At 40.1% G+C, this 25,265-nt stretch carries 26 protein-coding genes and 2 other annotated features; of the genes, 23 read left to right on the forward strand and 3 right to left on the reverse strand.

Annotated elements, in window-relative coordinates; all coding sequences use genetic code 11:
* Positions 1-12 precede the first annotated feature (12 nt).
* From polA to BTR25_RS02630, 17 genes are all read left to right on the forward strand, one after another.
* Positions 13-2,649 (forward strand): DNA polymerase I, encoded by a 2,637-nt coding sequence (gene polA / locus BTR25_RS02550; RefSeq protein ID WP_075685856.1) that lies wholly within the window; start codon positions 13-15, stop codon positions 2,647-2,649.
* Between the two features lie 57 nt (positions 2,650-2,706).
* Positions 2,707-3,534: a DNA-formamidopyrimidine glycosylase gene (gene mutM / locus BTR25_RS02555; RefSeq protein ID WP_075685858.1), complete on the forward strand. Its 828-nt coding sequence runs from the start codon at positions 2,707-2,709 to the stop codon at positions 3,532-3,534.
* A gap of 82 nt (positions 3,535-3,616) precedes the next feature.
* Positions 3,617-4,252, forward strand: coding sequence for a sporulation membrane protein YtaF (ytaF, locus tag BTR25_RS02560; protein WP_075685859.1), 636 nt, complete (start codon positions 3,617-3,619; stop codon positions 4,250-4,252).
* A gap of 21 nt (positions 4,253-4,273) precedes the next feature.
* Positions 4,274-4,876: a dephospho-CoA kinase gene (gene coaE, locus BTR25_RS02565; RefSeq protein ID WP_075685861.1), complete on the forward strand. Its 603-nt coding sequence runs from the start codon at positions 4,274-4,276 to the stop codon at positions 4,874-4,876.
* A gap of 166 nt (positions 4,877-5,042) precedes the next feature.
* Positions 5,043-6,074, forward strand: coding sequence for a glyceraldehyde-3-phosphate dehydrogenase (locus BTR25_RS02570; protein ID WP_075685863.1), 1,032 nt, complete (start codon positions 5,043-5,045; stop codon positions 6,072-6,074).
* Between the two features lie 353 nt (positions 6,075-6,427).
* Entirely contained in the window at positions 6,428-6,802 is a 375-nt protein-coding gene (speD, locus tag BTR25_RS02575) for an adenosylmethionine decarboxylase (protein WP_075685865.1), read from the forward strand.
* A 108-nt stretch (positions 6,803-6,910) separates the two neighbouring features.
* A complete protein-coding gene (locus BTR25_RS02580) occupies positions 6,911-7,297 on the forward strand; it encodes a hypothetical protein (RefSeq protein WP_075685867.1) in 387 nt (128 codons plus the stop codon).
* Positions 7,298-7,391: 94 nt separating this feature from the next.
* Positions 7,392-7,853, forward strand: a complete 462-nt coding sequence (nrdR, locus tag BTR25_RS02585; protein WP_075685869.1) for a transcriptional regulator NrdR — start codon at positions 7,392-7,394, stop codon at positions 7,851-7,853.
* Positions 7,854-8,090: 237 nt separating this feature from the next.
* Positions 8,091-9,485, forward strand: a complete 1,395-nt coding sequence (locus tag BTR25_RS02590; RefSeq protein WP_075685871.1) for a replication initiation and membrane attachment family protein — start codon at positions 8,091-8,093, stop codon at positions 9,483-9,485.
* A gap of 10 nt (positions 9,486-9,495) precedes the next feature.
* On the forward strand, positions 9,496-10,425 hold the full coding sequence (dnaI, locus tag BTR25_RS02595; RefSeq protein ID WP_075685873.1) for a primosomal protein DnaI: 930 nt from the start codon (positions 9,496-9,498) through the stop codon (positions 10,423-10,425).
* Between the two features lie 149 nt (positions 10,426-10,574).
* On the forward strand, positions 10,575-11,456 hold the full coding sequence (locus BTR25_RS02600) for a putative sporulation protein YtxC (RefSeq protein ID WP_075685874.1): 882 nt from the start codon (positions 10,575-10,577) through the stop codon (positions 11,454-11,456).
* A 204-nt stretch (positions 11,457-11,660) separates the two neighbouring features.
* Positions 11,661-11,903: a binding site (T-box leader), on the forward strand.
* Positions 11,904-12,087: 184 nt separating this feature from the next.
* Entirely contained in the window at positions 12,088-14,022 is a 1,935-nt protein-coding gene (gene thrS / locus BTR25_RS02605; protein WP_075686455.1) for a threonine--tRNA ligase, read from the forward strand.
* 175 nt (positions 14,023-14,197) lie between these two features.
* Positions 14,198-14,331: a sequence feature (ribosomal protein L20 leader region), on the forward strand.
* A 133-nt stretch (positions 14,332-14,464) separates the two neighbouring features.
* Positions 14,465-14,983: a translation initiation factor IF-3 gene (gene infC, locus BTR25_RS02610; protein WP_175596693.1), complete on the forward strand. Its 519-nt coding sequence runs from the start codon at positions 14,465-14,467 to the stop codon at positions 14,981-14,983.
* 17 nt (positions 14,984-15,000) lie between these two features.
* On the forward strand, positions 15,001-15,201 hold the full coding sequence (gene rpmI / locus BTR25_RS02615) for a 50S ribosomal protein L35 (protein ID WP_075685878.1): 201 nt from the start codon (positions 15,001-15,003) through the stop codon (positions 15,199-15,201).
* A gap of 37 nt (positions 15,202-15,238) precedes the next feature.
* Complete coding sequence (rplT, locus tag BTR25_RS02620) at positions 15,239-15,598, forward strand: 50S ribosomal protein L20 (protein ID WP_075685880.1); 360 nt, start codon at positions 15,239-15,241, stop codon at positions 15,596-15,598.
* Positions 15,599-15,709: 111 nt separating this feature from the next.
* Positions 15,710-15,979, forward strand: a complete 270-nt coding sequence (locus BTR25_RS02625) for a DUF1294 domain-containing protein (protein ID WP_075685882.1) — start codon at positions 15,710-15,712, stop codon at positions 15,977-15,979.
* 61 nt (positions 15,980-16,040) lie between these two features.
* A complete protein-coding gene (locus BTR25_RS02630) occupies positions 16,041-16,625 on the forward strand; it encodes a TVP38/TMEM64 family protein (protein WP_075685884.1) in 585 nt (194 codons plus the stop codon).
* Positions 16,626-16,631: 6 nt separating this feature from the next.
* Here BTR25_RS02630 and BTR25_RS02635 read toward each other — a convergent pair whose 3' ends face one another.
* A complete protein-coding gene (locus BTR25_RS02635) occupies positions 16,632-17,012 on the reverse strand; it encodes a sigma-w pathway protein ysdB (protein WP_075685886.1) in 381 nt (126 codons plus the stop codon).
* Between the two features lie 104 nt (positions 17,013-17,116).
* On the opposite strand from BTR25_RS02635, the gene BTR25_RS02640 reads away from it, so the two are divergent.
* From BTR25_RS02640 to BTR25_RS02650, 3 genes are all read left to right on the forward strand, one after another.
* Positions 17,117-17,608, forward strand: coding sequence for a dUTP diphosphatase (locus BTR25_RS02640; RefSeq protein WP_075685888.1), 492 nt, complete (start codon positions 17,117-17,119; stop codon positions 17,606-17,608).
* A gap of 63 nt (positions 17,609-17,671) precedes the next feature.
* Positions 17,672-18,757: a M42 family metallopeptidase gene (locus BTR25_RS02645; RefSeq protein ID WP_075685890.1), complete on the forward strand. Its 1,086-nt coding sequence runs from the start codon at positions 17,672-17,674 to the stop codon at positions 18,755-18,757.
* A 21-nt stretch (positions 18,758-18,778) separates the two neighbouring features.
* Positions 18,779-19,111 (forward strand): coiled-coil domain-containing protein, encoded by a 333-nt coding sequence (locus BTR25_RS02650; protein WP_075685892.1) that lies wholly within the window; start codon positions 18,779-18,781, stop codon positions 19,109-19,111.
* A gap of 98 nt (positions 19,112-19,209) precedes the next feature.
* Here the strand turns inward: BTR25_RS02650 and sspI are convergent, their stop codons facing one another.
* Positions 19,210-19,416 (reverse strand): small acid-soluble spore protein SspI, encoded by a 207-nt coding sequence (gene sspI / locus BTR25_RS02655; protein ID WP_075685893.1) that lies wholly within the window; start codon positions 19,414-19,416, stop codon positions 19,210-19,212.
* Positions 19,417-19,534: 118 nt separating this feature from the next.
* On the opposite strand from sspI, the gene BTR25_RS02660 reads away from it, so the two are divergent.
* From BTR25_RS02660 to pheT, 3 genes are all read left to right on the forward strand, one after another.
* On the forward strand, positions 19,535-20,287 hold the full coding sequence (locus BTR25_RS02660; protein WP_075685895.1) for a TrmH family RNA methyltransferase: 753 nt from the start codon (positions 19,535-19,537) through the stop codon (positions 20,285-20,287).
* Between the two features lie 385 nt (positions 20,288-20,672).
* Positions 20,673-21,710: a phenylalanine--tRNA ligase subunit alpha gene (gene pheS, locus BTR25_RS02665; RefSeq protein ID WP_075685897.1), complete on the forward strand. Its 1,038-nt coding sequence runs from the start codon at positions 20,673-20,675 to the stop codon at positions 21,708-21,710.
* Positions 21,711-21,793: 83 nt separating this feature from the next.
* Positions 21,794-24,208, forward strand: coding sequence for a phenylalanine--tRNA ligase subunit beta (gene pheT, locus BTR25_RS02670; protein WP_075685899.1), 2,415 nt, complete (start codon positions 21,794-21,796; stop codon positions 24,206-24,208).
* A 64-nt stretch (positions 24,209-24,272) separates the two neighbouring features.
* Here the strand turns inward: pheT and rnhC are convergent, their stop codons facing one another.
* Entirely contained in the window at positions 24,273-25,235 is a 963-nt protein-coding gene (gene rnhC / locus BTR25_RS02675; RefSeq protein ID WP_075685901.1) for a ribonuclease HIII, read from the reverse strand.
* Positions 25,236-25,265: the final 30 nt, after the last annotated feature.

A 25,265-nucleotide genomic window follows, 5' to 3' on the forward strand; every position in this document is an offset into this window, starting at 1 on the left:
AGGGGAAATTCGATGGAACAGAAAAAACTAGTGTTAATTGATGGGAATAGTATAGCTTACCGTGCTTTTTTTGCACTGCCGCTGCTAAATAATGATAAAGGAATTCACACGAACGCTGTGTACGGTTTTACGATGATGTTAATGAAAATCATTGAGGATGAGAAACCAACACATATGCTCGTAGCCTTTGATGCAGGGAAAACCACCTTCCGCCACAAAACCTTTGGAGAATACAAGGGCGGCAGACAAAAAACTCCTCCAGAACTATCAGAGCAATTTCCGTACATACGAGAACTTCTAGATGCTTATGGGATTAAAAGATATGAACTGGAAAACTATGAAGCAGATGATATTATCGGAACACTTTCACTTACCGCTGAACAAGACGGTTATGAGGTGAAAGTAATTTCTGGGGATAAAGATTTAACACAGCTTTCTTCAGAAAAGGTAACAGTTGGAATCACCCGTAAAGGAATCACGGATATTGAAGAATATACTCCTCGACATATTATGGAGAAGTATGGTTTAACCCCTGAACAAATTATTGATATGAAAGGGTTAATGGGTGACCCTTCTGATAATATCCCTGGTGTTCCCGGTGTTGGTGAAAAAACGGCGATTAAGCTTTTAAAGGAATTTTCAACTCTTGAGGATTTACTTGCATCGGTTGAGCAAGTAAGCGGTAATAAACTTAAAGAGAAATTGGCCGAATTCAAAGACCAGGCAATCATGAGCAAGGAGCTTGCAACGATTGAAAGGCATGCCCCAGTAGAGGTAGAGGTAGATAACATCCTATATGAGGGTTATATAAGAGATAAAATTGTGTCATTATTCAAAGAACTTGGCTTCAATACCTTATTGGACAAGCTCGGAGAGGATCCTTCCGGAACTGAGGAGGTAGTGCTCGAAGACCTTGAATTTGAAACAGTGGACCAAATTACCGATGATATTTTTGCTGACGAAAATTATTTTTATGTAGAAATGCTGGATGATAATTATCATTATGCTGAAGTTATCGGCTTTTCACTTGTTAATGAAAAAGGGTATTTTTATTTGCCTGCCGATGCTGCTATCCAATCAGTCACCTTCAAAAAATGGGCAGAGGATGCAACAAAAAAGAAAACGGTCTATGATGTGAAACGCTCAGAGGTATCTTTAAGAAGACATGCTATCCATTTAAAAGGTGTCGACTTTGACATCCTAATGGCAGCTTACATTATCAATCCTTCTGAAACAATCGAAGATCTTGCTTCCATTGCAAAATATTTTGGAGTGCGAAAAATGCAAAGTGACGAATCCTTCTACGGTAAAGGGGCGAAGCGGAGCATCCCAGAATCAAGCGTTTTAGCAGAACATCTTGTTCGTAAAAGTGTGGCTATGTCAGATCTAAAGCTCTTGCTAGAAGAAGAATTATATAAAAATGAACAATATGAACTGTTTGCAGATTTAGAAATGCCGTTATCACTCATTTTAGCGGATATGGAGTCTTGCGGAATTAAGGTGGATGAAGAACGCCTTCAAAAGATGGGCGGAGAAATCCATGACAGACTTTTGGAAATTGAAGCAAAAATCTATGAGTTAGCAGGAGAAATGTTCAATATCAATTCCCCTAAACAATTAGGTGTTATTCTTTTTGAAAAATTAAATCTTCCAGCCTTAAAGAAAACGAAGACGGGTTATTCAACCTCAGCAGATGTACTAGAAAAGCTTGCCGAAGATCATGAAATCATCGAATATATCCTCCATTACAGGCAGTTAGGAAAGCTGCAATCAACCTATATTGAAGGATTATTAAAGGTGATTCATCCAAAAACGGGCAAGGTACATACTAGATACCAACAAACCTTAACGACAACAGGCAGACTGAGTTCCATTGACCCGAACCTTCAGAATATCCCGATCCGTCTGGAGGAAGGCAGAAAGATTCGTCAAGCCTTTATCCCTTCAGAACCAGGCTGGGTCATTTTTGCAGCCGACTATTCGCAAATTGAATTACGAGTTCTTGCTGATATTTCTGAGGATGAAAAGCTAATTCAGGCCTTTAAGGATGACCTCGATATCCATACGAAAACAGCGATGGAGGTTTTTCATGTTGCTGCCGAGGATGTCACTTCAAACATGCGGCGCCATGCAAAGGCGGTAAACTTTGGAATCGTTTATGGGATTAGTGATTATGGTCTTTCACAAAGCTTAGGTATTACTCGGAAAGAGGCTGGGAAATTTATTGAACGGTACTTGGATAGCTATCCTGGAGTAAGAGAATATATGGATACGATCATTCATTCAGCTAAACAAAAAGGCTACGTATCTACTTTACTGCATAGACGAAGATATATTCCTGAGATAACAAGCCGTAATTTTAACCTTAGAAGCTTTGCGGAAAGAACGGCGATGAACACGCCGATCCAAGGAAGTGCAGCCGATATCATTAAAAAGGCGATGATCGATATGGCGGAAGCATTAAAGGATAAAGACTTAAAAACACGATTACTGCTTCAGGTACATGATGAATTAATTTTTGAAGCACCTGAAGAAGAGCTTGAAACACTAAAGAAACTGGTGCCTTTGGTGATGGAACAGGCATTAGAATTGAAAGTTCCGCTAAAGGTTGACTACGCGTATGGACCAAGTTGGTTCGATGCGAAATAGTCAGGATGGAGATCTAGACACTGTTGCTTGCTATACAACCAATGAAAGGGGTCCATTATGCCTGAGCTGCCAGAGGTTGAAACCGTTAGGAAAACGCTAAAACAGCTTGTTTCAAATAAGCAAATTGAAAAAATAACCATCTTTTGGCCAAAAATAATTAAAAATCCCGTAGATATTGAACAATTTATCGATGCTCTTAAAGGTGAAACCATTGAGGATGTGGGCAGACGAGGAAAGTTTCTGATCATCTATACCGACCACTACGCGTTGGTTTCACATTTGCGGATGGAAGGGAAATACGGACTCTATCCAAAAGAGGAGTCCTTTGATAAGCATACACATGTCTTGTTCCACTTCACTGATGGAAGCGAATTAAGATACCGCGATGTCCGTAAATTTGGAACAATGCACTTGTATAATAAGGGGGAAGAGTTTGACAAACCGCCGCTAATTGGACTCGGACCTGAACCTTTTTCTGAAGAATTTACAAAAGAATTTTTAAGCGAAAAGCTAAAAAAGACCAATCGGAAAGTGAAACCCGCACTTTTGGATCAAAAAATATTGGTCGGTCTCGGAAATATCTATGTAGATGAGGCCTTATTCCGAGCAGGTATTCATCCAGAACGAATTGCTAACTCCTTGAGTGAGGACGAAATTGCAGGACTGCACAGAGAAATCATTAATACATTAAGTGAAGCTGTTAAAAAAGGGGGAAGTACAATCCGCTCTTATGTTAACTCTCAAGGTGAAATTGGAATGTTTCAGCTGGAGTTATACGCTTACGGGCGGAAAGGAGAACCATGTAAAAACTGCGGCACTCCTCTAGAGAAGACAACTGTTGGCGGCAGAGGAACTCATTTTTGCCCGCACTGCCAAAAACTATAAAGGTCTAGAGCTTTTCTTTTAACAATGGATGGGCTCCTTCCATATACTATCGTAGTGATTGACGGAAGGAGCCTTATACACCATGTTTCATTTGTTCTCCATTCTTTTGCTAGCTTTTGCGCTAAGCCTTGACAGCTTTAGTGTTGGTTTTACGTATGGCTTAAGGCGGATGGTTTTGCCAATCAAATCAGTGCTAATTATTGCTACTTGTTCTGCTTTTTCCTTAATAATTGCAGTCTCCATAGGACATGCGCTTGAACAAGTTTTCTCTCCGAGCGTTACAAAAAGTCTTGGTGGATTCATTCTTATTGGTCTAGGTGTCTGGGTCCTGTATCAATTTTTTCGGCCCGAGAAAGAAAAGGAAAAGGTCAAGCACGAAAAAACAATTGTTAATTTTGAAATCCGTTCTTTAGGAATCGCTATCAATATTTTAAAAAAACCGATGTCAGCTGACTTTGACCAATCGGGTACAATCACCGGTATTGAAGCATTTATGCTAGGCTTTGCCCTGTCTCTAGATGCTTTTGGTGCTGGTATTGGAGCAGCTATGCTTGGTTTTTCCCCGTACTATTTAGCGATTAGTGTCGCCGTAATGAGCTCTTTATTTCTTATACTAGGGATAAAGTGCGGGAGATTCTTTCATAGAATCGATTACGTGCAGAAGTTTACGTTCCTGCCAGGAATTTTATTAATTATTATTGGAATACTCAAAATATGAGGCGATAGAAAGGATATACCAATGTCACTTGTAATCGGATTAACGGGCGGTATTGCCAGTGGAAAAAGTACAGTCTCAAATATGTTTAAAGAAATGGCGATTGTGATTGTCGATGCAGATGTCGAGGCACGCCGGGCTGTTGAAAAGGGAGAACCGGCCTATCTGAAGATTATTGCTGAGTTTGGGGAAGAAATTCTATTAGATAACGGTGAGATAGACCGGCAAAAACTAGGATCGGTCATTTTCTATCATGCTGAAAAACGACAGCTCTTGAATGAAATTGTCCATCCAGACGTTAGAAGAAGAATGAAAGACCAGACTGATGCCGCCATACGTGGCGGAGAAAAGGTGGTTGTCCTCGATATTCCGCTCCTGTTTGAAAGCAAGCTTACTTCCATGGTTGATAAAACAATCCTTGTTTACGTGGACAGAGATATACAATTAAAGCGGTTAATGGAAAGAAACAATCTGTCGTTAGAGGATGCAGAGGCCAGAATAAACTCGCAAATGCCCCTATCTGATAAAATCTCATTAGCAGACGCCGTCATCAACAACAACGGCTCCATAAACGAAACCAAACAGCAGCTAGTAGAGATTTTAAAGAGCTGGGGAGTTTTAGATTAGAAGGGATGTTTACCCTTCTTTTTTTTGTGTGTGAAATAAAATAATCAGAATAGTAAAACATTATAAAAATCCGCACGTTTATTTATCACTTTTTTCTTTTAATGTGTTATACTAATTACAACAATTCAGATTAAAAGTATAACACTTATAAGGAAGGGGCCGTGAAATGAAGGGGAGAATTGCAATAAACGGGTTTGGGAGAATTGGAAGGATGGTTTTTCGGAAAGCAATCCTTGAAAATAAACTTGATATAATCGCCATAAATGCGAGTTATCCAGCAGAGACATTAGCTCATTTAATTAAGTATGACACAATACATGGGCAATTTAACGGGGATGTAATTGCTTTAGACCATGAACTAGTTGTGAATGGGAAGAGAATTCGCTTATTAAATAATCGCAACCCCGAACAACTGCCATGGAAAGAGCTTAAAATAGATGTAGTGATTGAGGCAACAGGCAAATTCAATTCTCGTGATAAAGCAAGTCTTCACCTGGATGCGGGGGCAAAAAAAGTGATTCTAACTGCTCCAGGAAAAAATGAAGATGTGACCATTGTTATGGGCGTGAATGAAAATATGCTTGATATTCATCATCATGATGTGATTTCAAATGCATCGTGTACAACCAACTGCCTTGCACCAGTGGCAAAAGTTTTGGATGATAAATTTGGAATTGAAACAGGGTTAATGACGACTATTCATTCGTATACAAACGATCAGCGGAATATCGATAATCCACACAAAGACTTACGTCGAGCACGGTCATGTGGACAATCTATTATTCCCACTTCTACCGGGGCTGCTAAGGCATTAGCGCTAGTCCTACCCCAATTAAAAGGTAAATTACATGGGATGGCACTGCGTGTGCCAACTCCGAATGTTTCTTTAGTAGATTTAGTGGTTGACTTAAATGAGGATGTAACAATGGATGATATTAACCGAGCCTTTAATGAAGCAAAAAACGGACCATTAAAGGGAATATTAGATGTAACTATGGAACCGCTCGTATCAGTTGATTTTAATACAAATCCACACTCTGCTATTATTGATGGGTTATCAACCATGGTTATGGGCAAAAGAAAAGTGAAGGTGTTAGCTTGGTATGATAATGAATGGGGCTATTCTTCACGCGTAGTAGATCTGACCATGCATGTAGTCGGCGAAATGGCAAAGGCTAAACAGGTAAAAGTTAGCTAACTAAAGAAAATGCTGTCAAACAGGCAGCATTTTTTGTCGTTTTTAGAGTCGCAACGCTAAAAAACTGTGCATAAACTGGTTTTAATATGTCTAAATTACTTAGAAAAATGCTCATAATAGGTGCCCTCTTAACCATTATCTTAAAAAGAGAAAAAATATTAGATTGATAGGTTGCAAAAGAAATATAAAATTAGTATACTAGTCATCGTGAACTTCTTGAAATTAGGTAGTATGTGATTACTTAAAGGGTTAGGACCTCTCTGGACTAACTTTCCCCCGTGGTGGTTACAAAAATACCGTCAATAACAGGATTTCAAGAATGAAGCAAAAATGGTTAGAGGGGGAATATGAATATGGAAACAATGGGACGTCACGTAATCTCTGAATTATGGGGATGCGACTTTGAGAAATTGAATGATATGAACTTTATTGAACAAACTTTTGTTGAGGCCGCTCTTAAATCAGGTGCTGAAATCCGCGAGGTAGCTTTTCATAAATTTGCACCACAGGGTGTTAGCGGAGTAGTTATTATTTCTGAGTCACACTTAACAATCCACAGCTTCCCGGAGCACGGATATGCAAGCATTGACGTATATACTTGCGGTGATTTAAATCCAAACATTGCTGCTGATTATATTGCTGAGGCATTGAATGCACAAACACGTGAAAATATTGAAATTCCACGTGGTATGGGTCCGGTTCAAGTTAAACAAACTAAAGTTTTATAATATCTATTAAAACAAATGTGCTAAGAGGTGTATTTTATTTACACCTCTTTTTCTATTTTCCTTTAAAATGATGTAAAATAAAACTAACAACACATTTAGGAGGCAATCATGGGTATTAGCGATTTATTTACACGTTTTAGGAAACACATCGAAACAYCAGATAAGCACAAGGATGATTCATTAAAAACACATTATTATAAAGGAACGTTTAATCAGATTTTTCAATCGGTTGAACAGTTATTCCGGGAAGATGCAGATTGCCGGATTGTGACTGTTTCAAAAGACCATGGCGAAATTGCGGTTGAAATATCTAAACCTATTCCGTGTTTCTTAATCATTACCATCGTTTCTGTTAAACCTTTAGAAACAGGAATTGACTTTAATATTTCTACTGAAAAGATGGCGCCGCTTGGCATCAATCCAACTTTAAAAAACCGGATTATTGCATACTATGAGCGTATCAATAAACTACATAGCCCGATCAAAACTAGATAATATCTTCTTGTGTTAAGGTTTTCTTTTTTATAAGATATTATTAGAAAAGCTTATCGTTTATAAGTGTTAGGCTAGATTTAGGAGCTGATTCAACATGAAATGCCCTTCATGTCAAAATTATGGTACACGTGTGCTTGATTCTCGGCCAGTGGATGATGGACGTGCTACACGAAGAAGGCGTGAATGCGAGGAATGTGGATATCGCTTCACGACATTTGAAAAAATTGAGGAAATCCCGCTCATTGTTGTAAAAAAGGAAGGGACACGCGAGGAATTTAGCCGTGACAAAATTTTGCGCGGTCTAATTAAAGCATGTGAAAAACGCCCTGTTGCTTTAAAGGAATTGGAAGATATTACGCAAGGGGTAGAAAAAGAACTTAGGAATCAAGGCGTTTCTGAGATAAAAAGTGAATTGGTTGGCGAAATGGTGATGGATCGGCTTGCACATGTTGATGAAGTCGCATATGTAAGGTTTGCTTCTGTCTACCGTCAATTTAAGGATATTAATGTGTTTATTGAAGAATTAAAAGAGCTTATCAATAAAGAAAAATCCTAAGAGCTAAATCTTGATTTTGGCTCTTTTTCCACTTAGGCTGTGTTATTGGTTAGTGTAGATTTTTTTAGAAATCCGCTCCCTTTCCGCGGGCTCCCCGGTGAGCCTCCTCGGTCGTTCCGCCCTGTGGGGTCTCACCCGGCTCGTATTCCCCGCTGGAGTCTCGCAGATTTCTAACAAAATCTACTCAATATTATCCAAACACAGCCTATATTTAAATTAAGAAAGGTTTTGAAGGAAATGGCGCAGCATTGGCAGGAATTAACTCCAATTGACCGCTATGTGGTAATGTCTAATGGATTGCTGCATGAGTATGACCGAAAAGTGCTGACGTTTTTATATCAGCCTTTAGTAGGGTCAACTTGCTTAAGCTTGTACATGACATTATGGGCTGAGCTTGAGGAAAATAAATTATCGTCCGAGTCCTCCACACATCATTTTTTGATGAACTTGTTGGAGATGAATTTAAAGGATATATATGACGCTAGATTAAAGCTTGAGGGTATTGGATTACTAAAAACCTTGGTTAAAACGAAAGATGATGAGCGTTCGCTTATTTATGAACTCCATCCTCCATTAACCCCAGAACAATTTTTTTTGGATGGCATGTTGAATATTTATCTATACCGTAAAATTGGAAAAAATCACTTTTCCCGACTTAAACGATTTTTCAGTGATATAAGTAAGCCGAAGGGAAATGATTATGTTGATGTAACGAGGGCATTTCAAGACGTATTTATTTCTGCTACTCCAAGCAGTCTAAAGTATACGCGTGGGTTGTCAGAAGAATTAGATGCAGAACAGAATCAACAGTTCATTGGCCGTAAGGAACCAAAGCCAATTCAACTGAATATGGATACCTTTAACTTTGATTTATTAATGGCGGGTTTAAATGAATCACTAGTCCCCCCTAAGGCACTAACAAAAAAAGTCAAAGACGTTATTAGCAACCTGGCATACTTATATAATATTAGTCCAATTGAAATGAAAAACTTTGTACTCGGTKCTCTTGATGAAAAAGATGAAATAAATATTGGGAATCTAAGGAAGAGCGCTCGTGATTGGTATCAATTTGAGAATTATGATCAACTTCCTAGTCTCATTAATCGTACTCAGCCTGCTGCCTATCGTGTACAGTTAACCGAGCCACAAACCCAAGAGGAAAAATTGATACATTCGTACGAAACGACTTCTCCTCTTGTAGTTTTTAAAGAGCTCTCAGGTGGGGTGGAACCTTCTACGGCAAATCTGAAAATTCTAGAAGAGATTATGATAAAATATCAGCTTCCCCCTGGTGTCGTAAATGTGTTGATTGAAGTGGCAATGAGGAAATCAGATATGAAATTTACAAGTTCGTTTGTTGATAGCATCGCAAGTCACTGGGCGAGAAAACAAGTGAAAACGGTGAAGGATGCCATGGAAATAGCAAAAAATGATGACCGAACCAGCCGTGAGGCAAAGAGTAAAAAAGCTGGAAAGGGTTCATGGCAAAAACCAATTCGAAAAGAACTTCTTCCAGATTGGTTTGATAAGGCACCGGAATTGAAAGTTGAAAATAAAAAGCAAGAAAAAAAGCAGGATCTAGAGGCAGAAAAGCGGAAAATGGAAGAAATATTGAAGGCATTAGAGGATTAAGAGGTGACTTATGGAAAAAATTAATAAAACACTGAAACGGTTAGCCTCACAGGGGGATTTTCAAAAAAGATATGAAAAACAGCGTCAGGATACCCTTAATCACCCAGAAATTAAGGATTTTATTAGAAAAAATCATGATGTCATTACGAATGAGATGATTGAAAAAAGCTTAGTGAAATTATTTGAATTTACTAACCAAAGTAAGGAATGTAATAAGTGTGAAAGCCTAGAGGGATGCATCAACATGATGAAAGGTTATCATCCGGAGTTGGTGATAAACAGGAATACGATTGATGTAAGATATGAGCGTTGTCCGAGAAAAATAATGGATGACGAAAAGCGGAAAAATGAAAAATTAATCAAGAGTTTGCATATGCCTAAAGATATTTTAAACGCTACCTTCGATGATTTACAACATGATAACTCACGTGTGATAGCCATTAAAAAGTCTGGCGAGTTTATACTGAATTATGAAAAAGGTTTAGAATCAAAGGGATTATACTTTTATGGGGAATTTGGTGTAGGGAAATCTTATTTGCTAGGGGCAATAGCAAATAAATTAGCTAACAAGCAAATATCCTCGATGATCGTCTATGTTCCGGAATTGCTTCGAGAAATGAAAAGTGCAATTGGGGATTCTACTTTAAATGAAAAAATCGAAGCATTGAAAAAAGAACCGGTATTAATGCTCGATGATATCGGATCAGAGGCAGTGTCAAGTTGGACAAGAGATGAGGTACTAGGGCCGATTTTACAATTTAGGATGCTGGAAAAGCTGCCGACCTTTTTCACCTCGAACTTTGACTACGGCCAGTTAGAGCATCACTTGACCTATAGCCAACGTGGTGAAGAAGAAAAGATGAAAGCTCGAAGAATTATGGAAAGAATTAAAAGTGTGAGTGAACCTGTACTGGTTAAAGGCCATAACAGAAGACATTAAGAATGTTGGGTTACCGATTTTTCCGGTAATCCTTTTCTTTTGAGAAAAATTTTTCACAATACAGGAAAAGCCCTCAGTCTTAACTTCTAATTTGGCCAAGTCCCCCATATAAATAGAAAAACAAAGACTAGCCAAGAGGGGGGATTTGGTTGGCAGAAATCATCTTCCAGAATAAATTGGATGCGAAAAGGTTTTATAATCACATGCTGATGAGCTTACAATATAATCTTGATAACCCTAATATTCTTCTTTCAGAAGATCGACATATAGTAAAGGTATTGGATAATAGCTTAACAAGAACAGCATTTGACAATATTAAAACGGCATTTTTGGAGTTTATCACTAAAATTAAGCGTGATGATTGGTTACGAGCCATATTAACAGAACAATATTATTACGAAGACCCGGAAGAGCAGCAGCAAATTATTGACATTGTATATTCCGTACTTGAAGGGGAAAGGGCAGATCTTGCTGTCTTTATCAAGGAAAATACGGAGGATACAAAAATTAAGGAAGCGATTGATGAAATGTTTCAACATAATATTTCATTTTCGTTTGATTCATTCTTGAAATTTCGTTTGCGTCCGTATCTCCAAGCCTTAGAGAGCTATGTGGAAATTTCGATTGACGAGTATAAAATGGAGCAGGAATATCAAATATTTGTCCAAATGCTCCGTGATTTCTTAGCAGACCGTGAACCTAAAATTGAAACCCTCCATCTTTTGTTTGATGAAGAAATCACGTTTTACAATGATCAGCTTGAGGAACTTAAACGGGGAGAATTAACCAAAATGATTGACCGGAAACTTCTTTTTAATCATCCGGTTTATGTTGATTCTGCTTCGATTGCACCGTTGCTGTCAATTGCACCGACAACGATTCACCTTTACACCAAGAATCCAGAGGAACCACTCGTGCGGACAATTAAAAGCATTTTTGAGGAAAGAGTCTCCATTAAACCGTTCAAAGGTTTACGTGGAACCAAGCAAACGTATCATGAGGAACAAACGGCAAGGGAAAACGGTGCTTAAAAAATAAATGCTATTGTACTTATGTCTCTTGATTTTTTAAAATCTAGTCATTATAATACACTACATAGTCAGAAATGTGGAAGCGCCTTGTTTAGGCACGATGAGCATAAGACGAGCGTGACAGAAGGTGTACTTTTTGCCTTCCATTAACGTTGGATTATGTCTTGGGTGGCTTGGCGCTGAAGCTAGACAAAATCTATTCATGTAAATGTAATGATGAGGACAATAGTATTTCTTCACGGTTATCAGAGAGGGAGGACATGGCTGCAAGCCTCCTAGCACGGACTAAATACTTACCGCCTTTAAACTTCAGCTGTGAACCCTTCTTTACCGAAGCTAGTAATCGCTGACGGCGCCAACCGTTACCCAAACAATAAAGTTATTTCTATTTTTTCATAGAGATAAAAAATTGGGTGGAACCACGTGTTTATTAAACTCGTCCCTTTTCCAGGGACGGGTTTTTTTATTTTTATCAAAAATTCGAGAATTGTCTAGCTACAGCGCCTAGGGGCTGGGGTCATAAGCCAATCCGTCAAGAAGATTAAAGAGCAACCTTCTTGACGAACGTCTTACTCCTGTCACCCCTGGCAAGGTGCTTCCGCTTTTCTCACGAGGAGGAATTACTATGTCAATGTCAGACGTTGTGAAAGTTACGTTTCCAGATGGAGCAGTAAAGGAGTTTTCTCAGGGAACAACAACGGAAGATATTGCCCTTTCAATCAGTCCTGGCCTTAAGAAAAAGGCGATTGCAGGTAAAGTGAATGGCCAATTATATGATCTTCGCCGTCCAATCCTTGAAGACGGTTCAATAGAAATTGTTACACAGGACTCGCCAGATGCGCTAGAAATCCTACGCCATAGTACAGCACACTTAATGGCACAGGCGATTAAACGCCTCTATCCAAATGCAAACCTTGGTGTAGGACCAGTTATTGAAGGTGGATTCTACTATGATATCGACCTTGAAGAATCTTTAACACCTGAAGACCTTCCAAAAATCGAAAAAGCAATGGCAAAGATTGTGAACGAGAATATTGAAGTGGTCCGCAAAGAAGTCTCACGATCCGAAGCTGTACAGTTCTTTAAGCAAATCAATGACCCGTATAAGCTTGAATTAATTGAAGCCATTCCTAGTGAAGAAACAGTTACTATTTATGAGCAGGGCGACTTTTCTGACTTATGCCGCGGTGTTCATGTTCCGTCAACAGGCAAAATTAAGGAGTTTAAGCTATTAAGTATTGCCGGTGCCTATTGGCGTGGGAACAGCGACAATAAGATGCTTCAGCGTATTTACGGCACGGCCTTCTTTAAAAAGGAAGACTTGGCGGAGCACCTTCGCTTACTTGAAGAAGCAAAGGAGCGCGACCACCGTAAAATCGGTAAAGAACTCAGCCTTTTCACAAGTTCACAGCTCGTTGGACAAGGTCTGCCATTGTGGTTGCCAAAAGGAGCAACCATTCGCCGAGTGATTGAGCGTTACATTGTAGATAAGGAACAACGTCTGGGCTATAACCATGTCTACACTCCAGTTATGGGAAGTGTAGATTTATATAAAACTTCTGGCCACTGGGATCACTACCAAGAAGACATGTTCCCGGTTATGGAAATGGATAATGAGCAGCTAGTATTGCGCCCAATGAACTGTCCACACCATATGATGGTTTATAAAAATGCCATTCACAGCTACCGTGAGCTTCCAATCCGAATTGCCGAGCTTGGAACACAGCATCGTTATGAAATGTCCGGGGCTCTTTCAGGACTTCAGCGTGTACGCGGTATGACTTTAAATGATGCCCATATCTTTGTTCGTCCAGACCAAATTAAAGAGGAATTCAAGCGTGTTGTTAACCTGGTTCTAGCTGTTTATAAGGACTTTGATCTTAACGATTATAGCTTCCGCTTATCTTATCGAGATCCAAAGGATACTGAAAAGTACTACAATGATGATGCGATGTGGGAAAAAGCACAAGGAATGCTGAAAGAAGCGATGGATGATCTTGGCCTAAACTATTACGAAGCGGAAGGCGAAGCGGCGTTCTATGGTCCGAAGCTGGACGTTCAAGTTAAAACAGCATTAGGTAAGGATGAAACACTTTCAACTGTACAACTTGACTTCTTATTGCCTGAAAGATTCGATTTAACTTATGTCGGTGAAGATGGCAAGCAACACCGTCCAGTCGTGATCCACCGTGGAGTGGTTTCCACAATGGAACGCTTCGTTGCTTTCTTAATCGAAGAATACAAGGGAGCTTTCCCTACTTGGCTTGCACCAGTACAGGTACAGGTAATCCCGGTTTCTCCTGGAGTCCATTATGACTATGCAAAGCAGGTTCAGGAGCAGCTTCAAAACGATGGCTTTAGGGTTGAATTAGATGGCCGTGATGAGAAAATCGGTTATAAAATCCGTGAAGCACAAATGCAAAAAATACCATATATGCTTGTAGTTGGGGATAAAGAAGTGGAAGAAAATGCTGTTAATGTTCGTAAATATGGAGAGCAAAAGTCAGCAACAGCGCCATTCTCTGAGTTCTTAGCAGCATTGAAAGCAGAAGTCGAGCGCGGATAAGAACGTCAAAAGGGGAGGAAAGCTCTCCTTTTGTTTTTTACAATGAAAAAAAAGGGTTGTATAATCTTTTGTTTCTTGTTAAAATAAATCTCGTTGTCATAAACAAATGGTTGTTTGACAACACGTCTTTGTTTATGTTATAGTTATCAAGGTAAAAATTGAATACTTGTTTTAGGGAAAAAAGAAGAAGCACCCGCTTCTCACCTGATTGACGCGAAAGAGCAGTTGGCAGGTTTTACGTGAACTATTTGTTTTATTACTTATGTTCTGTAAAAGTGTGGGTGTATTCATCCGCACTTTTTTATTTGTAAAAAAGCATCTAAAAGTTTTTCAATACTTGCCGGTGCAACAACTTAGAGTCATAAGTCAGGTTTGAAAGGGAGAGCATTCTCAAGCTTCTTGACCCGAACGTTGTATTCTTGATAAACCTTGGAGGTGGCTAATTATTAGCAAAGACATGTTGTTAAATGAGGGTATTCGCGCTCGCGAAGTTCGCTTGATTGACCAAAATGGCGAACAGTTAGGAATTAAATCCAAAATCGAAGCGTTAGAAATTGCTGGAAGAGTAAATCTTGATTTGGTACTTGTTGCACCAAATGCAAAGCCTCCAGTAGCCCGAATTATGGACTATGGCAAATTCAAATTCGAGCAGCAGAAGAAAGATAAAGAGGCTCGTAAGAATCAAAAAATTATTACGACTAAAGAAGTTCGTCTAAGCCCAACGATTGATGAGCATGACTTTAATACAAAGCTTCGCAATGCTATTAAGTTCTTGGAAAAAGGCGACAAGGTAAAAGCTTCAATCCGTTTTAAGGGCCGGGCGATTACCCATAAAGAGATCGGTCAACGTGTACTAGACCGCTTTGCTTCAGATTGTAAGGAAGTGGCGACAATTGAGTCTCATCCAAAAATGGATGGACGCAGTATGTTCCTCGTTCTTGCACCGAAAATTGAAAAGTAATAAGGAGGACAATCCCAATGCCTAAAATGAAAACACACCGCGGCGCTGCAAAGCGTTTCAAGAAGACTGGTTCTGGTAAACTGAAGCGTTCTCACGCTTACACAAGCCACTTATTTGCAAACAAATCTACGAAAGCTAAGCGTAAACTTCGCAAAGCTTCTATCGTATCTAAAGGCGATTACAAGCGCATTCGTTTCTTATTAACAAACATTAAGTAATCTCGAGCAATCTCGATTTATCTAGGAGGGAAATTACATGCCACGTGTAAAAGGCGGTACTGTAACGCGCAAGCGTCGTAAAAAAGTTCTTAAATTAGCAAAAGGTTATTATGGTTCAAAACATACATTATATAAAGTAGCTAACCAACAGGTTATGAAATCTTTAATGTATGCATTCCGCGATCGTCGTCAAAAGAAGCGCGACTTCCGCAAACTTTGGATCACTCGTATCAACGCAGCAGCACGTATCAACGGTCTTTCTTACAGCCGTTTAATGCATGGACTGAAGCTTGCGGGTATCGAAGTAAACCGCAAAATGCTTGCTGAATTAGCAGTAAGCGACGCAGCTGCATTTGCTGAATTAGCAACCGTTGCAAAAACACAACAAAACAAGTAATTAGAATAGCGAAAGCGCCTTACTTCTTGTCGAGGCTAGGCGCTGCAGCTGAACATGATAAAGGCCATTCTCTAACTTTGAGGATGGCTTTTTCTATAGGGAGTGGCTGAGATGGCATATTTCGGAGGAGCCTATTTAATCATGAATCTCGTCGGTTTCATCATGATGGGCATTGATAAATCACGTGCTAAAAAGCGTCAGTACCGGATTAGTGAGAAGTCATTATGGCTTGTGGCATTGTTCGGAGGGGCTGTGGGCGGAGCAGCGGGAATGCAGCTTTATCGCCATAAGACAAAGCATGTAGCATTTAAGGTTGGATTTCCGCTTCTTGCGGTGATTGAATTAGGACTATTTAGTTATTTTTGGGCTATGTTGACATAACAGCATGGCTCTTTTTATATGCTTAAATGACAACAGGTTTAACATCCAGGGGGAATGTTAAATGAATGAGGATTTGGCTTTATTATTTGTTGTGGTAGAAGCAGGCGGAATTTTAGCTCCATTGGCATTTATTATCTTTCATTTAGTAAGGTCGTTTTTATTTATCCCGGTATCAGTAGTTGTCATTGCAGGCGGTATTTTATTTGGAACACTTTGGGGGACGGTTTTCACCATCATTGGTTTAATGGGGGTCAGTATTTTTTTCTATATTTTCATAGATAAGATGCCAAAAACACATGAAAAATTGATTAAGGTGAAAAATCGCTGGTTTGGAGAATACCGCAATCTCACAACAGGACAGATTGCGCTGTTAAGATTAATACCTTTTGTACATTATCATTTATTAAACTTTTGTCTGATGCAGAGAAAACCAGGGTTTAGGGAATACCTAAAGGCATCGTTCGTCACGAATGTCCCAATTGCATTGTTCTACACGATTTTTGGTGAATACATCAGCAGGTTTACTCCTAGTATCATATTAATCTTTCTAGTAACCCTTACAGTACTGGTCTATCTCCTCAGGGAAAAACAAAATGTCATCAAGTGGAGGGTTTTTTTCAGAGAGAATCATAAAAGCCACAGTTAGCGGCTTTTATTTTTGCTGTAAAAATTCTTTAATGGGGCTTTTCCAACTGATTTCGGCAAGCGGGTATTTATCCTTGACTTTTTTTTCGATAAAATAAAAATCCTCTTTCACCAACCCTTTCAACGTGGTGGTGGTTTCTGGTGAAATCGTGATTGAAACGACATCAATCGCATTTTTTGTGGCACCTAAGTATTTTTCTCCTGTAAATACTGCACCATTATAGGTGAGTTGGAAATTCTTTACGACTTCTTGGTCATCAAGAAAGAGGAAGCGTTTTTGTTTTCGAGCAGCCTCTAGTTTACGGTTAGGTGTCATAAGAAGTTTTACGATTAAATAAATAGTGAAGAAGATTAAGAACAATAATACTAAGCGCAGTATCCAAACCATGGGTATGCCTCCTAGTTATTTTTCCTAATATACGATAATAAACGAAAAAAGTTTCAACCTTTTCCAATTTTGATATAATTTTATTATGTTAGGAGTGGATATGGATGCAACTTAGTAAATTATTCAGCATGCAAGCAGCCTTGGATCAGCATATTGAAGAAAATCATGGTCTGAACGATGAGAATTTATTTGATAGGAAGGTTCTCGCTTTACTAGTAGAAATGGGTGAGCTAGCAAACGAAACCCGATGCTTTAAGTTTTGGAGTGTGAAACCTTCTTCAGCAAAAGAAGTCATTCTTATGGAATTTGTCGATGGGGTCCACTTCATTTTATCACTAGGAATCGAGTGCGGCTTTCAGAACAGCAATTTTGAAATGACAGACCATAGCTCGTCACAAACTGTAACGGAACAGTTTCTGGCCATTTATGAGCAGATTAATATTTTTCGAAAAACAAGAAGCTTAGAGGATTATCAAGCTATGTTTGAAGGCTATTTCCAATTGGCAGGCCTCCTAGGTTTAACAAATGTGGAAATCGAACAAGCATATTTTGATAAAAACGAAGTAAATTATCAAAGACAACAAAATGGCTATTAGCTGTAAACTTTCACTGTTTTCTGTATAATGAAGTTCTTACGTACATAAAAAGGGGGTTAAACAATGGCAAAAATGGATGAAACCTTAACGATGTTAAAGGATTTAACAGACGCCAAAGGGATTCCAGGCAATGAGCGGGAAGTTCGCGAAGTAATGAAGAAATACATAGCACCATTTGCGGACGAAGTCACGACGGATGGACTTGGCAGTTTAATTGCCAAGAAGACAGGGGCAGCAGGCGGACCAAAAATTATGATAGCCGGACACCTAGATGAAGTCGGCTTCATGATCACACAAATTGATGATAAAGGCTTCCTTCGCTTCCAAACAGTCGGCGGCTGGTGGTCACAGGTTATGCTCGCACAGCGCGTGACGATCGTTACGAAAAAAGGTGATGTTTTAGGTGTGATTGGTTCCAAGCCGCCGCATATTCTATCACCTGAAGCACGTAAAAAGCCGGTTGAAATTAAAGACATGTTCATCGATGTTGGGGCAGGAAGCCGTGACGAAGCAATGGAGTGGGGAATTCGTCCAGGAGACATGGTTGTTCCTTATTTTGAATTCACGGTGATGAATAATGAAAAAATGCTGTTAGCAAAAGCTTGGGATAATCGCATTGGCTGTGCGATTGCGATTGATGTGTTAAAGCATTTGCAGGGTGTAGACCATCCGAATGAGGTATATGGGGTTGGAACCATTCAAGAAGAAGTAGGCCTTCGAGGTGCTCGTACTTCTGCTTCGGCGATCAATCCTGATATTGGATTTGGTGTAGACGTAGGGATTGCTGGTGATACACCAGGCATTTCTGAAAAAGAAGCCATGAGCAAAATGGGCAAAGGCCCGCAAATCATACTATATGATGCCTCCCTTGTTTCACATAAAGGTCTGCGTGACTTTGTAACAGAACTAGCAGATGAATTGAACATTCCCTATCAATTCGATGCGATTCCAGGCGGCGGTACAGACGCTGGTGCCATCCATATGACCCATAACGGCGTACCATCACTAGCAATCACGATTGCAACACGCTACATCCATTCACACGCGGCCATGCTTCATCGTGATGATTATGAAAATGCAGTTAAGCTAATCGTCGAAGTCATTAAGCGACTAGATACTGAAACGGTTAATAAGATAAAATTCGAATAAATAGTGAGGATCCTCGGGCGTTTGCGGGGATCTTTTGATATTTCTCCAAGTATTCTGGGTGACATCTACAAATTTTTATGGGATATCAACAAAAAAGATGCTGATATCAACAAAAAAGATGCTGATATCAACAAAAGAGATGCTGATATCAACAAAAGAGATGCTGATATCAACAAAAAAGATGCTGATATCAACAAAAAAGATGCTGATATCAACAAAAGAGATGCTGATATCAACAAAAGAGATGCTGATATCAACAAAAAAGATGTTGATATCAACAAAAAAGATGTTGATATCAACAAAAAAGATGCTGATATCAACAAAAGGATGCTGATATCAACAAAAGGATGCTGATATCAACAAAAAATCGGCTGACTTCTACAATTAGTACCCGGATCTCTACAATCCTCCAAAATAAGAAAGCTGCCGACTCAAACATCGGCAGCAATTCCTTATTTCAATCCAGACTCTAAAGTAGACAGCATTTCTTTTTTCTCATCCTCGGAGCTATTTTTCCAAATGATCTCAAACAGAACGCCCAGACCTGGAAGCATTTTTTCTTCTCCATTTTGAATCGCATCGACAATCGTATCTTCTAATTCACCTTGTGTATTGCCGGTAACATTGTGAACAATCGCATTACGTAAATTTAAGTTCATGAATATGCACTCCTTTTTTAACCTTATTCTCTACTATCATTTTCATTTTTGGTTTTATTATGTATTTTAGTTAGGCTATAATGAGAAAAAATAAAGTGTTTTTTTAAGGAGAACAGAGTTGAAACATATACAATCAGTCAATAACCCCCAGGTTAAGCAATGGAAAAAACTTTTAACGAAAAAAGAACGCGACAAATCAGGCACATTTTTAGTCGAGGGCTTTCACTTAGTGGAGGAGGCCTTAAAAGACCAGGAGCAAGTAATCGAAGTGATTGTTTCTGAAACTGTCGGTCTGCCGCCTCGCTGGGATACAGGTTCTGTACTAGTCACTCTCGTAACGGAAGAAATATCGAATATGCTGACAGATACAGAAGCTCCGCAAGGAATTTATGCCGTTTGCAGACAACTAGACCGGCAAGGGTCAGTAGATGCTCAAACTTACTTATTTATCGATGCTGTGCAAGACCCAGGAAACTTAGGGACTATGATTCGGACTGCCGATGCTGCTGGAATTGATATGGTAATTGTCGGCCGTGGCAGCGTCGATGTTTATAATTCTAAGGTATTAAGGTCGGCACAAGGGAGTCATTTTCATCTGCCGATCGTAAGAGCAGATTTAAGTGAATGGGTAGACAAATTAAAAGAGCAAAATATTCCTGTATACGGCACAGCACTTGAAGGTGCCTCTGCATTTACTGATACTTCCACAGGAGACCGGTTTGCCTTAATTGTTGGGAATGAAGGAAATGGGGTTAGTAAGGAGCTCCTCTCTAAAACAACCGCAAACCTTTATATCCCAATCTACGGGAAAAGCGAATCATTAAACGTGGCTGTTGCAACAGGCATCCTGTTATATTATTTTAAAAAATAGGCGATACTTGTTTGAATCAGAGCGAATTTTATTATATAATACTGAAATGAATTGAAAATACCAAAAACGATGACGGAGAAAAGTATCTTGTCTAGGACCATGTAGGGAGAAAGTGCCGTGACTGCAAGCACTTTTATGGCAAAGGCAGGAGAAGTTCACCTCCCGAGTTGGCACCGGGACCACTAGAAGGCGTTTTCGCTTTTCTGTGTAAAGGTGCATCGGCTTAAGCCGTTATCTCAACGAAGCGAACGCTAGTGTTTTATACATAAGTGTTTACAAGGGTGGTACCGCGAATGACAAACCTCGTCCCTTTCCAGGGATGGGGTTTTTTTGTTTGGTCAAAGAAATCACCGGAAGTTTGTCGAATTTTAAAGGAGGAATTATCATGCAAGAACGTTTAAAGGAATTGCAGCAAGAGGCAATTCAAAAGATCGAGCTGTCTTCGAACTTAAAAGAGTTGAATGATATTCGGGTTGCGTATCTAGGCAAGAAGGGGCCGATTACTGAGGTGCTGCGCGGAATGGGTAAGCTTTCTGCAGAAGAGCGTCCTGTAATGGGAGCACTGGCAAACGAGGTTCGGGAAGCGATCGCGACACAGTTGGAAGCCAAGCAAGCGCAATTAGAAGAAGCCGCTGTTTTAGAAAAATTAGCTTCTGAAAGCATTGATGTCACTCTTCCAGGCCGTCCAGTTAAGGTTGGGAACCATCATCCGTTAACGAAAATTATTGAAGAAATTGAAGATTTATTTATCGGAATGGGTTATCAAGTTGCTGAAGGTCCAGAGGTAGAGAAGGATTACTACAATTTCGAAGCACTAAACCTGCCAAAGGGACATCCTGCAAGAGATATGCAGGACAGCTTCTATATCACAGAAGAAATCTTGATGCGGACACATACATCACCTGTTCAGGCACGTACGATGGAAAAGAACGAAGGCAAAGGGCCGATTAAGATTATCTGTCCAGGTAAAGTATATCGCCGTGACAATGACGATGCGACTCACTCTCACCAGTTCATGCAAATTGAAGGGCTAGTGGTCGGTGAGAACATTCGGATGAGTGACCTAAAAGGTACATTAGAGGTGTTTGCGAAGAAAATGTTTGGTGAAGACCGAGAAATTAGACTGCGTCCAAGCTTCTTCCCATTCACAGAGCCTTCTGTTGAAATGGACATTTCTTGTAAAATTTGCGGCGGAAGTGGCTGTAACGTCTGTAAGAAAACGGGATGGATTGAAATTCTAGGAGCAGGTATGGTACATCCAAACGTGCTTGAAATGGCTGGATACGATTCTAAAAAGTATACAGGGTTTGCGTTTGGAATGGGACCAGAGCGAATCGCCATGTTAAAGTATGGTGTCGATGATATCCGTCATTTCTATACAAATGATGTCAGGTTCTTAAAGCAATTTGCTAAACATGAGTAATAGGAAAGCGGAGGCAGGTTGTCCAAGAGGCATTTGACTATAGAGCCCTAGGCGCCGCTAGATCTTAGAGGAGGAGTGACGACATGTTCGTATCATATAAATGGCTCCAGGAATATGTAGATTTATCCGGAGTATCAGCGACAGAATTAGCTGAAAAAATTACCAAAAGCGGAATTGAGGTTGAGGGTGTAGAGGTTCTCAACGAAGGAATTAAAGGTGTAGTAGTTGGTCACGTTGTCGAACGTGTACAGCATCCGAACGCAGATAAACTAAGCAAATGTCAGGTAGATATCGGCCAGGGTGAACCTGTTCAGATTATCTGTGGAGCACCGAATGTTGCCCAGGGACAAAAAGTAGCTGTAGCTACGGTCGGAGCCGTATTACCAGGTAATTTTAAAATAAAAAAAGCAAAGCTTCGCGGAGAAGAATCAAATGGAATGATCTGCTCGCTTCAAGAGCTTGGAAGTGAAGGGAAAATTGTTCCTAAGGAGTATTCAGAGGGAATCTTTGTGTTCCCAGCAGATACAGAGGTTGGCGGCGATGCCCTTGCATTATTAAACAGAGACGATGAAGTTCTTGAGTTAGGTTTAACACCAAACCGTTCAGATTGTTTAAGCATGTTAGGTGTAGCATACGAAGTGGCAGCTATCCTTGGAAGAGAAGTTAAACTTCCAGAAAGTGATCTTCAACCTGTTTCTGAAAAAGCAACCGATTATATTACGGTAAACGTAGAGGCAAAAGAAGATAATCCACTATATGCAGCAAAGGTAATCAAAAATGTAAAAATCGGTCCAGCTCCACTTTGGCTGCAAACACGCTTAATGTCAGCGGGAATCCGTCCACACAATAATGTCGTGGATATTACGAATTACATTTTGTTAGAGTACGGTCAGCCGTTGCATGCGTTTGACTATGATCGTCTTGGATCAAAAGAGATTCTTGTTCGCCGCGCGCAGGATGGCGAGAAATTTATTACTCTCGACGATGCAGAGCGTACGTTAACCTCCGATCATCTTGTGATTACCAATGGTACTGAACCAGTTGCTTTAGCTGGTGTTATGGGTGGGGCAAATTCTGAAGTGAATTCAGATACGACAACTGTTTTGCTAGAGGCAGCTTATTTTACCGGTCCAACAATTAGAAAAGCGTCTAAGGACCACGGCTTAAGAAGTGAAGCGAGTGCTCGTTTTGAAAAAGGTGTAGACCCGAACCGTGTTCGCGCTGCAGGTGAACGTGCTGCCTATCTAATCGCTAAATACGCTGGCGGCGAGGTATTAGAAGGATCATCTGAAGTGGATACAATGACAATTGAGCCTGCAGTGGTGTCGATTACTTTGGAAAAAATTAACCAAGTAATCGGGATCGACCTTACCGCTCAGGATGTAAAAGGAATTTTTGATCGTCTGCAATTTGCTGTTAGTATCGAGGAAAATGTGATTACGGTAACGGCTCCAACACGTCGCGGCGATATTCAAATTGAAGAAGACTTAATCGAAGAAGTGGCGAGGCTTTACGGCTACGACAATATCCCAATGACTTTACCGATTGGTTCGTCAACACCAGGGAAATTATCTAATTACCAAGAAAAGCGCCGTCTCGTCCGCCAATACCTAGAGGGTGCAGGCTTGTACCAAGCTGTAACCTACTCTTTAACAAGTGAGGAAAAAGCAGCTCAATTTGCTCTCGAGAAGGGCGACTTCATCCGCCTGGCAATGCCAATGAGCGAAGACCGCAGCATCCTGCGCCTAAGCATTATGCCACAGCTGTTAGAGGTATTAAAATACAACAGCGCCCGTCAAAATGATAGTCTAGCTGTTTATGAAACAGGTGCAGTATTTTTAGCAAATGGTCAAGAAGACCTTCCAGAAGAGCAAGAGCATCTTGCAGGTGCGGTCACTGGTTTATGGCACAGCCATTCTTGGCAGGGTGAGAAGAAAGCAGTTGACTTCTATGTCGTAAAAGGAATTTTAGAAGGCCTATTTGCAAAGCTGGGTCTTACAGAACAAGTATCCTATGTTCAGGCACAAGTGGGTAATATGCATCCAGGCCGTACCGCTGAAATTCATTTAAATGGTGAAAGAATTGGGTTTGTTGGTCAAGTTCATCCAATCATGCAAAAAGAGTTGGATTTAAAAGATACGTATGTATTTGAACTTTCCTTAAAGGCGGTTCTTGGTGCAGAAACAGGCCCGCTTCAATATGAATCGATTCCACGATTCCCATCTATTACAAGAGACATTGCGCTTGTTGTGGATAAAGAAACAGTCTCAGGTGCCTTGAAGGATATCATCCTTACTGCAGGCGGCAGCCTTCTAAAAGAGGTTCAAGTGTTTGATTTATATGAAGGCGAGCGGATGGAAGCAGGGAAAAAATCACTTGCATTCTCGCTGAAATATTTAGATCCAGAACGTACCTTAACGGACGAAGAAGTAACAAAAGTACACTCGCAGGTGCTTAAAGACTTAGAAGAAAAAGCAGGCGCTGTGTTAAGAGGATAATGGTAACACCTAAGTCTATTAGCTAGCTATAATTAAATACTAATAAAAAGAGAGGCTGAAAAATTCAGCCTCTCTTTTTGTTCACCAATTTCATCGCTTTATCCGTATTGGCAAAGTGCAGTTTTACATACTGAGGCAGCACTTCGCGGCCTTTTTTCAAAATCAGCTTGGCGGCGGCTTCGTCAACCTGTGCTCCGGCGCCTTTTGGAATTTTAAAGCCTGCCGACTCACTCAGCTTATCGATATACTGCACAAAGGCGTAGCGGGCGAGAATGGAGGCAGCTGCGACAGCTAAATGAATGCCCTCAGCCTTCGTACTAAAATAAACATTTTCCGTAGCAATTGCCTTTTGATTTTTCACGTGCTGAAAATAAGTACTGCCCTGAACAAACTGATCAATCAAAATAGCCTCTGGCTTCACGGGTGAAATTTTATCCAACACGTTTAGGATCGCTTGGTTATGTAAAATGGCTTTCATTTTCCCCTGCGACATGCCAGCTTGTTGAACCTTATTATATTTTTCATTTTTCAGTGTCATCAAACTAAAAGGAACAACATCTTTAATAACCTTAGCAATTGCAATGATTTTTTCATCATTTAAATCCTTTGAATCACGAACACCTAATTCTCTTAAAAGAGGAATATCTTCCTTTTTTACATAGGCGGCAACCACTGTAATTGGACCGAAGAAGTCGCCGGTGCCCACTTCGTCTGAACCAATCACGGACATTTGGCTGATAGCTTCAGGTAAATTTCCCTTCGGCGAACTTTTCGCTTTCGCTGGCGACGCCCCCGACTTAGCCCCAGAGCTTAAATCCGAACCCGAACCACCCCATCTGCCAGCCTCTGCCTCACTCCCATTCCCTTGAAACAAGACTTTCCCTGATTTATAGGCTGTTATCGTACAATTTGCTGTCTTCGCAGCAAAAACACTCCCAGGTGGTTGTTTCTCCATTAAACTTCTACTATAAAATTCACGCATCGTATTGATTTCTGACAAACTTCGATTTAAAACTACATTAGCCAACTTTTGCACACTCCTTAAATCTGACTTTTT

The organism is Bacillus sp. MRMR6, from assembly GCF_001940785.1.
Lineage (GTDB): Bacteria > Bacillota > Bacilli > Bacillales > Cytobacillaceae > Neobacillus.

Bases quoted from the DNA above. Each gene is read 5' to 3' on its own strand.
- coaE (WP_075685861.1), top strand. From the start codon at position 4,274: ATGTCACTTGTAATCGGATTAACGGGCGGTATTGCCAGTGGAAAAAGT.
- BTR25_RS02570 (WP_075685863.1), top strand. From the start codon at position 5,043: ATGAAGGGGAGAATTGCAATAAACGGGTTTGGGAGAATTGGAAGGATG.
- sspI (WP_075685893.1), bottom strand. From the start codon at position 19,416: ATGAACTTAAATTTACGTAATGCGATTGTTCACAATGTTACCGGCAAT.
- ytaF (WP_075685859.1), top strand. From the start codon at position 3,617: ATGTTTCATTTGTTCTCCATTCTTTTGCTAGCTTTTGCGCTAAGCCTT.
- BTR25_RS02645 (WP_075685890.1), top strand. From the start codon at position 17,672: ATGGCAAAAATGGATGAAACCTTAACGATGTTAAAGGATTTAACAGAC.
- polA (WP_075685856.1), top strand. From the start codon at position 13: ATGGAACAGAAAAAACTAGTGTTAATTGATGGGAATAGTATAGCTTAC.
- pheS (WP_075685897.1), top strand. From the start codon at position 20,673: ATGCAAGAACGTTTAAAGGAATTGCAGCAAGAGGCAATTCAAAAGATC.
- speD (WP_075685865.1), top strand. From the start codon at position 6,428: ATGGAAACAATGGGACGTCACGTAATCTCTGAATTATGGGGATGCGAC.
- rpmI (WP_075685878.1), top strand. From the start codon at position 15,001: ATGCCTAAAATGAAAACACACCGCGGCGCTGCAAAGCGTTTCAAGAAG.
- BTR25_RS02630 (WP_075685884.1), top strand. From the start codon at position 16,041: ATGAATGAGGATTTGGCTTTATTATTTGTTGTGGTAGAAGCAGGCGGA.
- mutM (WP_075685858.1), top strand. From the start codon at position 2,707: ATGCCTGAGCTGCCAGAGGTTGAAACCGTTAGGAAAACGCTAAAACAG.
- BTR25_RS02640 (WP_075685888.1), top strand. From the start codon at position 17,117: ATGCAACTTAGTAAATTATTCAGCATGCAAGCAGCCTTGGATCAGCAT.
- BTR25_RS02635 (WP_075685886.1), bottom strand. From the start codon at position 17,012: ATGGTTTGGATACTGCGCTTAGTATTATTGTTCTTAATCTTCTTCACT.
- dnaI (WP_075685873.1), top strand. From the start codon at position 9,496: ATGGAAAAAATTAATAAAACACTGAAACGGTTAGCCTCACAGGGGGAT.
- BTR25_RS02625 (WP_075685882.1), top strand. From the start codon at position 15,710: ATGGCATATTTCGGAGGAGCCTATTTAATCATGAATCTCGTCGGTTTC.
- pheT (WP_075685899.1), top strand. From the start codon at position 21,794: ATGTTCGTATCATATAAATGGCTCCAGGAATATGTAGATTTATCCGGA.
- nrdR (WP_075685869.1), top strand. From the start codon at position 7,392: ATGAAATGCCCTTCATGTCAAAATTATGGTACACGTGTGCTTGATTCT.
- rplT (WP_075685880.1), top strand. From the start codon at position 15,239: ATGCCACGTGTAAAAGGCGGTACTGTAACGCGCAAGCGTCGTAAAAAA.
- thrS (WP_075686455.1), top strand. From the start codon at position 12,088: ATGTCAGACGTTGTGAAAGTTACGTTTCCAGATGGAGCAGTAAAGGAG.